Genomic DNA, 13116 nt, shown 5'->3' on the forward strand with positions numbered 1-13116 from the left:
ATAAATAAAACATTTATATTTGAAGTTAAAAGCTAACTAACCCCCTTCGGTAAAAAATGAAAACACTTTATATCGTACGTCATGCAAAATCTTCTTGGGAATATGAAGGTGTTGGCGATATAGATCGACCACTAAAAAAAAGAGGAATTAATGATGCCTATTTAGTTTCTAATGTTTTAGAAAAGAAAATTGACACGCCAGATGTCTTTATGTCTAGTTGTGCCAATAGAGCATTACATACTGCGATGATATTTAGCTATACTTTTAATTATCCGTTAGCCAATTTAAAGATCAGCAAATCGTTATATAGCTTTAGTGATGGGTATTTAATAAAGACAGTAAAAGCTCTAGATGATGGTTTTAAGTCCGCTATTATTTTTAGCCATGACCATGGAATTAGCACCTTTGTAAACAAGTTTGGTGATAAATTTATTTCTCATGTACCTACTTGTGGTGTTGTGGGTATTAAATTTGACATTAAGCATTGGAAAAATCTTAAAAAAGGAGAAACTTTCGTCGTCGAGTTTCCCAAACATCACAAACATCCAAAAAATTAATTAAAGTTTGGAAATAAAAAAATATGCTGCAATCGATATTGGTTCTAATGCCATTCGATTGTTGGTGGCCAACATAGTTATAAAAAAAAATAGAGAAACGCAATACAAAAAATCTTCTTTGGTGCGTGTACCTATTCGTTTAGGTGCAGATGCTTTTGGTAAAGGTAATATTAGCGAAGAAAATAGTCAACGTATGATCTACGCTATGAACGCCTTTAAATTATTAATGAGCGTACATGGTGTAGAAAAGTTTAAAGCCTGCGCTACTTCTGCAATGCGCGAAGCATCTAATGGTTCTGCTATTGTAGAAAAAATTTATAAAGAGACAAACATACAGATTGATATTATTGATGGCAAAAAGGAAGCAGCGATTATCTCTTCAACTGATTTAGATGAATTAATAAATTCTGATGATTCTTACTTATATGTTGACGTTGGTGGTGGTAGTACAGAATTTACCATTTTTTCAAGAGGAAAAATAGTAACATCTAAATCATTTAAAATGGGAACAGTACGATTAATTAATAATACAAAATCTGAAAATAAAGCCATATTTAAAGAGGTTGAGAAATGGATAAAGGAAAATACTAAAGATCTAAAACGATTAGCATTAATTGGGTCTGGAGGTAATATTAATAAGCTTTTTAAAATGTCTGGTAGAACCCTAGGGAAACCACTGTCGTATATTTTCTTAAATGCACAGTATCAGTTCTTAAAAAACATGAGTTATGATGAGCGTATTTCAGAATTAAGCTTAAATCCTGATCGTGCAGATGTGATTATTCCGGCTACAAAAATTTATTTATCAGCTATGAAATGGAGTGGTGCTCGTAAAATTCATGTACCAAAAATAGGTCTGGCAGATGGTATTATAAAAGGATTATACCTCGGTAAGTTAGAATAAAAGCCATTGCACGATATTCATTTGTTAACCTCATTATGAATATTTATGTCGAATTTGCACAATGGCTCTTTTTTTTAACTGGCTATAAATGATAAGGTATCATTTACCACATTGTCGTTCCATAGCATACGATAATGTCCAATTTTATTGTAGACTTTAAGTTCAGCTTTTTCCTTATTTTTTTCTTTTATTTTTTCAGAATTTCTTATTGAAATAATCTTATCAGATTTATCATGAACCAATAACAGTTTAGAAAAAGATATTTCTTGTAACTTTTCGCCAACATTTACTTTAACAACATCTTCATTAAGGAGTGTCTTAGCTTTTCGCAGAACATACGAAAAGGATTTGTCTGAGATACCAATTATATGTTTAAAGTCATTAAACACCTCAAGAATTGAATTAGGTGAAGTAAGAAATACAAACTTATCAACTTTATAATCTAAATTAGACAAGGTATAAGTTGAAACGGCAGATCCAAAGGAATGAGATACTACTGTAAATGGTTCTTTTGGTTCAATAAACTCTAATACCAACTTAAAAGCTTCCTTACATTCATACAGGTTAGTATAGTTAGATTTCGTTTTGGCATGACCTGGTAAATCAAAACTAATGACTCTATAACCTTTATTTACCAATTCAAAAGCAAATCTAGATAGACTGCCTGCATTCGATTCCCAACCATGGACAAGAAATACCAAATCGCCTTTGGCGTTACCCAATTCGTAACAATTTATATCTTCTTTAAACGAGGGTATTCTAAAGTGCTTAGCACGTTCATAAAACACCTCTTCTCTTTTGCGAACACTTTTCTTTCGCACCCTTTGAAATATTTTAAAAGCTTGAATTCCGCTTAATCTAGGAGTTAAAAAGGATGTTATCTTAAAATAAATCCTTAATATTCTTAATTGTATTCCCATTATTCAATATTTTATACCAATCAGTATATTTTTTTTCAAAAAAATTATTTTTTCATCTCTGTTTGAATCATTTTATCTACATGATTCATCATATCAATAAGTGATTGTTCATCATTTGACATCATAGAAGTAAATACTGCACCTTGAATCAACGAATAAATACGGACTCCATATTTCATAGCGTTAATATCTTCTCTTATTTCGTTTCTAAAAATACCATCTTCAATAATTGATGTAATACTACCTTGTATTTTATCAATTACATATTTAACTCTTACAAACAAAGCTGGATTAGTATGATTGGTATCGACACCCACATTAACAATGGGGCATCCACCATATTCAACCAATTTAGTATAGTAATTACGATGGAAGTTTGTAATAGCAAAGAGTTTTGCTAAAGGTGAATCAATTGTATTAATGATCTCTTTAATCTCGTCCATTTGATATTTAATCGTATAATTAAAAGCTTCTAAAGCTAGCTCTTCTTTATTTTTAAAATTACCATAAATAGCACCTTTAGTTAGTCCTGTTGCCTCTGTTATGTCAGATAAACTGGTACCAGTATATCCATTTCTATTAAAAATAGCCGCAGTCTTTTCTATTATAAATTGACTTGTTTTTTCGGCCTTTGTCAAAATCATACTACAAATATAATAAATTATACCAATTGGTATAATTCTAATCAAAAAAATATATTAAATATATTTAAAAAGTATTCTTACACCTACAAAAGCAATCAATACAGCTGTAGTTCTCTTTAATATAAAAGGTGAAATTTTGGTAGCGCTTAAACGTGACCCAATTTGCCCACCAAAAAATACAATAACCATTAATAAAAATGCAATATTAGGTTCAAAATAAAAATCAGGGTTTTGTATTTGCCCTAATAACCCAGCAATAGAGTTTACCAGAATAAAAAAACTTGCTGTTGCAGCGATTCGTTTAGGCGTGTCCCAATTTATAAGGTGTAATAAAGGTGCTAAAAATATACCGCCACCAATACCAACCATACCAGAAATAAATCCAATTAAACCTCCTATACTACTGTCAACAATTTTAGACTTCACTCCTTTGCTTTCCTTTGCTTCACTCACTATATATTTAGATACCCACATTAAAATAGCAGCAATTAACAATGTAACGCCTAATGATATAAAGAAGAAAGTTTCACTTATTTTTAAATATCCTCCTAAAAATGCTAAAGGCACACTCAATAAAACCAAAGGAAGTACTTTTTTCCAGTTATAATGTCCTTTTTTGGCAAAGATGTATGTTCCTCCTGATACAACCACAATGTTACAAAGCAATGCTATAGCTCTAAATTGTATAAAGCTCAATCCTGTCAAAGCTAAAATTGCCAAATAACTAGAGCCTCCACCAAAGCCAACTGAGGAATATAAAACGGCGATTAGAAAAAATAATATTACTACTTCCCAATTTAAGATAAGTACATTAAATAGTTCGGAAAGCTCTATCACATATTAGTTTTAAATTAAAAGTAATAAATTTATTTTTTCTTTAGCAATATCTTTTCATTAGTGAACTGAAACGCGGCGTCTATAAATTCGATCATTAAATCCCAATTCTCCTTAGGTTCAAAATTATTTTTATAAATTTTAGAAGCGTTTACGATTAAAATTTTACCATCAATTTTAGCACTACTTAAAAAACTACCTGTTCTATTGTCTACAGATTTTGTCAACTTATCAATACCTGACAATTCATACCCATCTGGTATGTTAAGCTTAATTGTATAGTTTAAAGTTCTTGGATAATCTCTATAAATATTAAGTTCTCTTTTACGCTCTTTTTCTTTTAATTCTATTTGCCCACCAATAAGCTTACCCATTTCAAAAATATAATTCTTACCTGCTTTTTTAATCAACTCATTTTTAACATTAAAACTTTCATTAAACTCAAAAGAAGAATCAAATCCAAATCTTCCTAAGCTCGTTATTTCAAAAATATGGTCATTAATCTCTTCAAATGAGTACTCTTGTTCAGTATATTTTTTGAACGTTTCTTTCTGCTTCTCAAGTGTTTTTTCTCTAAAGGCATCTCTTTTTTCACCATATCTTTTCTTTAGTTTCTTACTATTATCGATACCTAAAACGCCGTTAGTACTATATTTACTGTAATCTTCTTTAATATAATCTAAATAAGATAGTAACTCATATTGTTCATCTGATTTTTCATGCCCTTTTAAACTAATCTTAGATGAAACTGAAAATCCAGAAAAATCATCATCTATAGTTACAGTAATATCTTGATTCGAAACATTTTCTAAATGTGAAGTCTTTGGTAAGCTACTCTCTTCAATTTTATCCAATTTGGTTCTTGAGGCTGACATTTCATAAGTTTTTGTACCTTCTAATAATGAAGAAAATTCATTTATACTTGTATGTGGCCCAAAATAAGCTGCGTACAAAGGTTTTTCTGTATTAATCTTTAACAATACATTTACATTCTTTTCTATTAATAATTCATCTAAACTCCCATCATACCTTTTCTTAGCAACTATAATTTCATAATCTATATCTTCCTTTTTCAAAAACTCTATGAAAAATCTAACAAATTGTTTTTGACTTCCAAAAAATCCTGAATAAAAGGAATATATATAAGACAAATCAATTACCTCAGCCTCACTCAAATATAAGGCCTCAATATATCGCGTTAGGTTGTTACTTCGTAAAAAATAGTAAACTGCAGTAACTAATTCCTCTTTAGAGTTAAACTTATTATTTTTTAAAAATTTCTTTACATTATCAAGATCTCCATTAGGCTTAAACCTTTTATCATACAAATCTAAAACCTCTTCTTTGCTAACATTAGTTTTAATAATATTCTCTTTTTCTGGTAAAAACGCTAACGCTCTATTTTCAAAAGCGCCTGATCTGGCAAAATATACTTGAAATTTATAGGAAGGGGTTTCAACTAAAGGATAATACCATCTAGAATTGGGGCTTTTATTAATATCTGAATCTATTAATTCATATTTTCTAAAATTGTTCTTGCCCGTAGGTAATTCTTTCAATTTAGGAGCGCCATTATAAGTATTAAAATTTATAAAAAAGTCGTTCTCAGTTTCTAAATATAACTTAAAGTCAATTATAGGGTATTCTTCACTTAAAGTATTTTCTACGGGTTTAAACCCAAAAGCTGTTACAGACTTAAAAGGCTCTACTCTATAGATATAATAATCTATAATATCACCTACTTCTAAATTAGCAATAGCTATTTTATTCTTACCATCTTCTTGTACTGCCTCATTATCAATGTCTATCTCAATCTCTCTTCCATCTGGTTTAATAATTTTTATACCAACAATATTACTTCCTCTTTTCCAAACAAACATTCCTTTAGATGATCTAAACCTTTTTTCGTAAGAAAACTCAGAAAATTCTTCTAAAGCTGCATTATCTAATATCTTAATTCTTTTTCTAATTGAGGTTTTATATGTAACCTTTTTTCCGAATTTATGAAAATCATAATTTACATTTTTATATAAAATAACCGCTGACTCATTCTTCCATTTTTCTGGAATCTCTATAATGTTTTTAAATTCATCATTTTCTCCCCAAAAAAATTCTTTGGCTTCAATTTCAAATTTTTGTTGGCTAAAACTATAAGGGACAAACGTTAGTAAGGCTACTATTAAAAATTTATATTTCATTATTATATTTTTTCTAAAATTATTTGTTCATTATAAACACTTTTTATTTTCGATATTGCAACATTCCACTCATCAAAATCTTCAGTTTCAATTTTTGCATTATTAATTTTAAAGTCTTTTTTATAGTATATCTGGTTATCAACTACAGAAAACTCTATTTTTAATGAATAATTTTTTGAAACCAAATCTAAATTTTCAGGTAAATAAGCAACTTTATATCCTCGAGGGATCATAATCTTAGTTGCTGTGTATAAACTCTTTTTAAAATTAAAAATATAATCCGTTTTCCTCTTTTTAAAATTCAGATCTGATAATTCTTTATCAAAATCAAGAGTTAGATAAATATTATCATCAAAGGAAGAAATAGCATTATTAATAGATAGATTGTAATTAAATGTGAGTTTACCATCTCTATCTAAAAAGTCAGACGTTTCTAGATTAGATAATTTAATATTTGTGTTATTATTATTTAAATAATTATTTAGTATATCTTCTTTTTTATCATTTTTCATATTATTAAAGATATACAGCAAAGAAGCCCTGCTCTCTCCATTATATATCCTCTCTGCAGTGCCTGTAAGCTTTTCTCCTTCTATTTTAAAAGAATATTTTTTTTCTTCTTTATTAAACAATGCATCTTTTTCCGGTACTTTTTGTAAAATAAAATCTTTACCATTTTCAATTAAAGCTTGTTTACCTTGAATTCTGTCTGAATATTCGCCTAAAGAATTGAACTTTTCAGTAGGATCTAAAAACAAGTATTTACCATCTTTATAAACTGCACATATCATATGGTTATCTACCGACAAATTGGGTGTTGAATAATCGTAGGCTATTCTCTTAGTACCAATCCATACTAATCTCGCGTCAAAACCTGCTTCAATCAACATTTGTTTAGCAAGGTTAGCCATACCTTTACAGTCACCATATTTTTTTTTGTAAACATTCGCAGCTTCATCGGGCTTAAAACCTGCAATACCATCTTCAAAGGCTATGTAACGAATATTATCTTGAACCCAATAATATATTTTCTTTATCTTCTCTATATCATTATCACCTTCTTTTAACAAACTCTGCGTCGTTCCCTTAAAACTAGTGTTATCATTTTCTAAAGAGTTAGTCAACTCTTTATACCATTTATACAAGTCTTTGGTAGAATCAAAAATGATTCTAGATTGATTATTTTTTGTAAAAGATTTTGGAAGTATTAAAATATGAGGATAAATATAGGTCGGACCAGGCGATTTCTTTTCTTTATGCATAGCCGGCACGTCTTTTAAAGTATAAGTATACACTTTAACTCCTGGTTTAGATTCTTCTTTTTTATTAACATTATATCCTTTAAAGTTTATTTCCCTTAATTCTAAATTTAACCAATCTGGCACCTCAATCTTAACTTCTTTATTAGATATAGGATACTCATCAGATAAGTAAATACTTGTGAAATACTTTATATCATTATACTTTTTACTAATAGATGTTTTATACTTATAACCCTTTAAAGGAAAATTTAAGTTAACATATTTAACTCTGGTATCATTATGGAATAAATCATCACTATTATAAGCTTCGTCTTTAATATATAGCTTATTCTTTTTATTATTTTTAAAGCGCACCTCAAACTTTGTTACTTTAGATTCACTGTCATAAAAACAATACTCTTGAATACTAGTTCTACTGTCAAGATTTATGAGTTCTTTATCCTGTGCGTGATTAGCAATTACCTTTTCATTTTTTGAATCATAATCAAAAGTGATCACTTCAGAACTTTCTTTTATAACAATTTCATCATCTTCAAATTTCTGTTTAAGGCTCTCAGCTAGGGACTTGTCATCCGAATTTGGATTAGTATTTTTTTGAGCAAAAGCAAAATTTGATATTAGACAAAGTAGAAAAACTATAAGGCTTGTCTTTTTCATACAATAGGGGTGATGGTTGATATCAATAAAACTAATTTCATTACATTTTATTGTTCTTCTAAAAGTAATGAATATGTTATTTATAGGGTCAAAAATGATTTTAAACCTTTAAGAGTTGTTGCTAATAGAAAAGACTATTGATTTACGATAATAAATTTTATCTTGCTTGATAATTAATAAAATCAAACCTGTGGCCTCAGAATTTCAAAAAAAATATTGGAAAGAAAACTTAAAATATTTGGCCATTCTATTGTCTATATGGTTTTTAGTTTCATACGTTTTCGGAATATTATTGGTTGACCAGTTAAATATGATAAAATTAGGTGGTTTTAAACTGGGTTTTTGGTTTGCGCAACAGGGCTCTATTTATGTGTTTGTGGTTCTCATTTTTGTATATATCAAGCTAATGAATAAACTAGATAAAAAATATAACCTCAACGATTAAATAATGGATATACAAACATGGACATGGGTTATCGTTGGGATCACTTTTGCTTTATATATTGGCATTGCTATTTGGTCTAGAGCTAATTCCACGGGTGAATTTTATGTAGCCGGCAAAGGCGTTCATCCTATTGCTAATGGTTTGGCAACTGCAGCAGATTGGATGTCTGCGGCCTCTTTTATTTCTATGGCTGGTATCATTTCTTTTAGTGGTTATGACGGTTCAGTTTATTTAATGGGATGGACTGGAGGCTATGTTCTATTGGCCCTTTTGTTAGCTCCATATTTAAGAAAGTTTGGAAAATTCACAGTGCCAGATTTTATAGGTGATCGTTACTATTCTGATGTTGCTCGTATTGTAGCTGTTCTATGCGCACTCTTGGTTTCGTTTACATATGTCGCCGGGCAAATGCGGGGTGTTGGTTTGGTATTCTCAAGATTTCTAGAAGTCGATATAAATACGGGTGTCCTAATCGGGATGTTTATCGTGTTGTTTTATGCAGTCCTTGGCGGTATGAAAGGCATTACATACACCCAAGTGGCACAATATTGTGTATTAATATTTGCATTTATGGTTCCTGCTATTTTCATTTCAATTCAAATGACGGGAAACCCAATACCTCAAATAGGCTTTGGCAGTGCAGGAAGCGATGGTGTTTACCTCTTAGACAAACTAGATGGGTTACACAGAGAATTAGGTTTTCATGAATATACTTCTGGTAGCAAATCAAAAATAGATGTATTTTTTATAACTGCTGCACTTATGGTGGGTACCGCAGGATTACCGCATGTAATCGTTCGATTTTTTACTGTAAAAAAAGTGAGTGACGCCCGAAAATCTGCTGGGTGGGCTTTATTATTTATTACGATTCTATATACAACGGCACCAGCAATTGCGGTGTTTGCAAGAACAAATATGATAGAAACAGTTAGTAATAAAGAATATGAAGAATTACCAGAATGGTTTAGCAATTGGGAAACTACAGGGCTCATAAAATTTGATGATAAAAATAAGGATGGAAAAGTTCAATACGTTTCAGATGCTGTAAAAAATGAACTGACTGTCGATCGAGATATCATGGTATTGGCAAATCCAGAAATTGCTGATTTACCAAATTGGGTAATTGCATTGGTAGCTGCAGGTGGTTTGGCTGCGGCGTTATCGACCGCTGCGGGATTATTATTGGTAATATCATCATCAATTTCACATGATTTAATCAAGAAAATTATTAAGCCAAGTATTACGGAAAAAGGTGAGCTAATTGCAGCTCGTCTTTCAGCTGTAGTCGCTGTGGTAATTGCAGGTTATTTCGGCATCAATCCTCCCGATTTTGTCGCCGCTACGGTTGCTTTAGCTTTTGGCTTGGCAGCTGCATCATTTTTCCCAGCGATAATTTTAGGAATTTTCTACAAACGAATGAATAAAGACGGAGCAATTGTTGGAATGGTAATAGGAATTTTATTGATGCTTTTTTACATGTTAAAATTTAAATTCGACTGGTTTGGTGGAGGAACTAAAGAAGATTGGTGGCTCGGTATTTCTCCTGAAGGATTTGGTACAATTGCCATGATCGTAAACTTTTTTATTTCAATACTAGTTTCATCATTTACACCAGAACCGCCTAAAGAAGTACAAGAAATAGTAGATAATATTAGAATACCATCTGGTGCAGCCAAAGCACTCGATCACTAAATATAAAATTAAGAATGCAAATTAAATCACAGCAAGAATATAAAGAAGTGTACCAAAAAAGTGTTGAAAATCCAGAGGCTTTTTGGAATTCTATGGCAGAACAATTTTATTGGAGAAAAAAGTGGAACAAAACACTAGAATACGACTGGTCCAAACCAGAAACCAAATGGTTTGTGAGTGGCAAATTGAATATTACCGAAAATTGTTTAGATAGGCACTTAGAAACACGTGGCGATCAAACTGCCATCATTTGGGAACCAAATGATCCTAACGAAGAATCGCTGCATGTTTCTTATAAGGAATTGCATAGTAAGGTTTGTCGATTTGCAAATGTTTTGAAAGCTAATAATATCGACAAAGGTGATCGTGTTTGTATATATATGCCAATGGTATTAGAATTAGCCGTTGCAGTATTAGCCTGTGCTCGAATTGGCGCGATACATTCTGTAGTTTTTGCAGGTTTTTCTGCCTCAGCATTAGCTGCTAGAATTAATGATGCTTCTTGTAAAATTCTGCTAACCGCTGATGGTGGCTATAGAGGCAATAAAACAACTCCTTTAAAAGACATTGCTGATGAAGCTTTACAAGCATGCCCCTCAATAGAAAAAACAATTGTTTATAAATGTACAGGGCAAAACATCAACTGGAACACAAATGATATTTGGTGGCATGAAGCTCTAGAAGGTGTCTCTAATACTTGTGAAGCAGAAGAAATGGATGCCGAAGATATGCTCTTTATTTTATACACTTCTGGCTCTACTGGAAAACCGAAAGGAATGGTGCATACTTGTGGTGGTTATATGGTGTATACTACCTATACCTTTAAAAATGTATTTCAATATGATGAAGGTGATGTGTATTGGTGTACTGCAGACATTGGTTGGATTACAGGACATAGCTATATAGTTTATGGACCTTTAGCCGCTGGAGCTACAACTGTGATGTTTGAAGGTGTGCCCAGCTACCCTGATTTTGGGCGCTTCTGGCAAGTTTGTGAAAAACATAAAGTGAATCAGTTTTATACGGCTCCTACTGCCATTAGAGCTCTGGCAAAACACCCAACAAGTTTGGTGGATAAATATGACCTGTCGAGCTTGAAGATTTTAGGTACTGTAGGTGAACCTATTAATGAAGAAGCATGGCATTGGTATGATAGACATGTTGGTAAAGGTAAATGCCCAATTGTTGATACATGGTGGCAAACCGAAACTGGTGGTATGTTAATCACCTCTCTTGGTGGAGTCACGCCACAAAAACCAACCTATGCTACTCTTCCCATGATTGGTATTCAGCCTATTCTATTAGATGGAGATGGCAATGAAATTATGACTATCGAAGCTGAAGGTATCTTAGCGATTAAATATCCATGGCCTTCGTTAGCTCGGACTATCTATGGCGACCATGAGCGTTATAAGAATGTTTATTTTTCAGCTTATGCTGGAAAGTATTTTCCTGGTGATGGTGCTTTACGTGATAAAAATGGTAATTATAGAATTACAGGTCGCGTAGATGACGTGGTTATTGTTTCTGGCCATAATTTAGGTACAGCTCCGATTGAAAATGCCATTAACGAGCATGAAGCCGTAGTTGAAAGTGCTGTGGTTGGTTTTCCTCATGATGTAAAAGGAAATGCTCTTTATGCTTATGTTATTTTATATGATGGTTTCGATGCTACGGATGAGCTATTACAATCTGTACGACAAAAAGTAAGTGATTCTATTGGACCCATTGCAAAGCCCGATAAAATTCAATTTGTAAGCGGTTTACCAAAAACACGTAGTGGTAAAATTATGCGTCGTATTTTACGTAAAATAGCTGCACAGGATACAAGTAATTTAGGTGACACATCTACTCTTTTAAACCCAGATGTGGTGCAAGAAATTATGGGCAATTCTTTATAAAGAAATACGAGCTTCTTTAGACTGAAAATCGTCGTCTTTCAAAGAATTAATTTTAAGTTCAGAAAATTTGTATTTAAACAATAACCCCCCTTGATCAAATGTTGCGTTTGTAAATAGTTTAATTCCATCTTGTTCATTCCAATTATCAAAATATGTAGTTACTGTATTCCCATTATCATCAATAACAATATCGAAAGCCAGCGGTAAATAATTTTCGAAATCATAATAAAAATTAACAGGATTATTAGCATCATCTTTAAATCCAATTTTTATAGCTTTTTTTTCTTTAAAATCTACGATTTTTTCAAATTGTTGGTTGTAATATCTACTTTCAGGGTATATACTTAACCAATGTAATTCATGCGATTTGGCAAACACTTTTAAACTTGAACTAAGGCTATCATATACTTTTGCAGAAACTAAATTTTTTCCCCAAGATTGTTCACCATGTTTAAAAACGCTATGCCGCTTACCACTAAGTTGTTCCATACGTCCATCGCCTTTTTTTGAATAAATTAAAGTTTTAAAATCATTTCCATCTGGGCCTATACAATCCGCTAGAGCAGAAATGGAATTTAAAGAATCTATCTTTCCAAGATTAGACCTTATTTGATTTAAAATAACAGCAGCAGAGATTTTTTTGCTCGCTTCAGTATTCACTGAATTAACTATTTTCCAATCACTATCTATCTTCCTTAGCACATTTTGCCATGCAACGATCCACAATATTGGTGTGCTATTTAATTCACCTTTAACAAGCACTCTACTACTATAAGTGGCAAGAGTAGCATCTTCAGAAATTTCGATGATTGGACTACCTAAAGTATCCAGCTGAAGAAATTTCATATTATCTAGATAACTCTGAGTTGAAGAAATTCGATCTACTTTCTTAATCTTATTTATTTCTCCATTTCTAATATCAATCCATTGTTCAGCATTTGATTGATAAAATTTTTGCGCATTCTTTTCTAAATGTGCTTGGTGTACTAAATCTATTAATGCTATAATTTGACTTTTCTCTTGTTCAATATCTACAATATTATTGCAAGAGATTAAAAAAAATGTAAAAAGAAAAACTAAATATTTCATATATGTTGCTTTT

11 protein-coding genes are annotated in these 13116 nt (G+C 31.4%); 5 read left to right on the plus strand and 6 right to left on the minus strand.

Annotated elements, in window-relative coordinates; translation table 11 throughout:
• Positions 1 to 56 precede the first annotated feature (56 nt).
• Both AC1EUV_RS00365 and AC1EUV_RS00370 read left to right on the plus strand, forming a co-directional pair.
• Entirely contained in the window at positions 57 to 557 is a 501-nt protein-coding gene (locus AC1EUV_RS00365; protein ID WP_480196670.1) for a SixA phosphatase family protein, read from the plus strand.
• 7 nt (positions 558 to 564) lie between these two features.
• Positions 565 to 1461 (plus strand): Ppx/GppA phosphatase family protein, encoded by an 897-nt coding sequence (locus tag AC1EUV_RS00370; RefSeq protein ID WP_480196671.1) that lies wholly within the window; start codon positions 565 to 567, stop codon positions 1459 to 1461.
• Between the two features lie 74 nt (positions 1462 to 1535).
• Here the strand turns inward: AC1EUV_RS00370 and AC1EUV_RS00375 are convergent, their stop codons facing one another.
• Genes AC1EUV_RS00375 through AC1EUV_RS00395 form a run of 5 tightly spaced genes read right to left on the minus strand, consistent with a single transcriptional unit; the run spans position 1536 to position 7976 of the window.
• On the minus strand, positions 1536 to 2381 hold the full coding sequence (locus AC1EUV_RS00375) for an alpha/beta hydrolase (RefSeq protein WP_480196672.1): 846 nt from the start codon (positions 2379 to 2381) through the stop codon (positions 1536 to 1538).
• Between the two features lie 44 nt (positions 2382 to 2425).
• A complete protein-coding gene (locus tag AC1EUV_RS00380) occupies positions 2426 to 3025 on the minus strand; it encodes a TetR/AcrR family transcriptional regulator (RefSeq protein WP_480196673.1) in 600 nt (199 codons plus the stop codon).
• A 54-nt stretch (positions 3026 to 3079) separates the two neighbouring features.
• Entirely contained in the window at positions 3080 to 3862 is a 783-nt protein-coding gene (locus AC1EUV_RS00385; RefSeq protein WP_480196674.1) for a sulfite exporter TauE/SafE family protein, read from the minus strand.
• Between the two features lie 29 nt (positions 3863 to 3891).
• Positions 3892 to 6057 (minus strand): DUF3857 domain-containing protein, encoded by a 2166-nt coding sequence (locus tag AC1EUV_RS00390; RefSeq protein ID WP_480196675.1) that lies wholly within the window; start codon positions 6055 to 6057, stop codon positions 3892 to 3894.
• A gap of 2 nt (positions 6058 to 6059) precedes the next feature.
• On the minus strand, positions 6060 to 7976 hold the full coding sequence (locus AC1EUV_RS00395; RefSeq protein ID WP_480196676.1) for a transglutaminase-like domain-containing protein: 1917 nt from the start codon (positions 7974 to 7976) through the stop codon (positions 6060 to 6062).
• A 190-nt stretch (positions 7977 to 8166) separates the two neighbouring features.
• On the opposite strand from AC1EUV_RS00395, the gene AC1EUV_RS00400 reads away from it, so the two are divergent.
• The 3 genes from AC1EUV_RS00400 to acs are packed head-to-tail and all read left to right on the plus strand — an operon-like array spanning position 8167 to position 12014.
• On the plus strand, positions 8167 to 8421 hold the full coding sequence (locus AC1EUV_RS00400; RefSeq protein WP_480197533.1) for a DUF4212 domain-containing protein: 255 nt from the start codon (positions 8167 to 8169) through the stop codon (positions 8419 to 8421).
• A gap of 3 nt (positions 8422 to 8424) precedes the next feature.
• Entirely contained in the window at positions 8425 to 10113 is a 1689-nt protein-coding gene (locus AC1EUV_RS00405; RefSeq protein ID WP_480196677.1) for a sodium:solute symporter family protein, read from the plus strand.
• A gap of 14 nt (positions 10114 to 10127) precedes the next feature.
• Positions 10128 to 12014 (plus strand): acetate--CoA ligase, encoded by a 1887-nt coding sequence (gene acs / locus AC1EUV_RS00410; protein WP_480196678.1) that lies wholly within the window; start codon positions 10128 to 10130, stop codon positions 12012 to 12014.
• Here the strand turns inward: acs and AC1EUV_RS00415 are convergent.
• Positions 12009 to 13103: a hypothetical protein gene (locus tag AC1EUV_RS00415; RefSeq protein ID WP_480196679.1), complete on the minus strand. Its 1095-nt coding sequence runs from the start codon at positions 13101 to 13103 to the stop codon at positions 12009 to 12011. The genes acs and AC1EUV_RS00415 overlap by 6 nt on opposite strands.
• Positions 13104 to 13116: the final 13 nt, after the last annotated feature.

The organism is Maritimimonas sp. 2304DJ26-3, assembly GCF_056591635.1.

Excerpts from the sequence above, each read along its gene's own strand:
- AC1EUV_RS00365 (WP_480196670.1), top strand. The coding sequence starts at position 57 with ATGAAAACACTTTATATCGTACGTCATGCAAAATCTTCTTGGGAATAT.
- AC1EUV_RS00375 (WP_480196672.1), bottom strand. The coding sequence starts at position 2,381 with ATGGGAATACAATTAAGAATATTAAGGATTTATTTTAAGATAACATCC.
- AC1EUV_RS00380 (WP_480196673.1), bottom strand. The coding sequence starts at position 3,025 with ATGATTTTGACAAAGGCCGAAAAAACAAGTCAATTTATAATAGAAAAG.
- AC1EUV_RS00390 (WP_480196675.1), bottom strand. The coding sequence starts at position 6,057 with ATGAAATATAAATTTTTAATAGTAGCCTTACTAACGTTTGTCCCTTAT.
- AC1EUV_RS00395 (WP_480196676.1), bottom strand. The coding sequence starts at position 7,976 with ATGAAAAAGACAAGCCTTATAGTTTTTCTACTTTGTCTAATATCAAAT.
- AC1EUV_RS00405 (WP_480196677.1), top strand. The coding sequence starts at position 8,425 with ATGGATATACAAACATGGACATGGGTTATCGTTGGGATCACTTTTGCT.
- acs (WP_480196678.1), top strand. The coding sequence starts at position 10,128 with ATGCAAATTAAATCACAGCAAGAATATAAAGAAGTGTACCAAAAAAGT.
- AC1EUV_RS00415 (WP_480196679.1), bottom strand. The coding sequence starts at position 13,103 with ATGAAATATTTAGTTTTTCTTTTTACATTTTTTTTAATCTCTTGCAAT.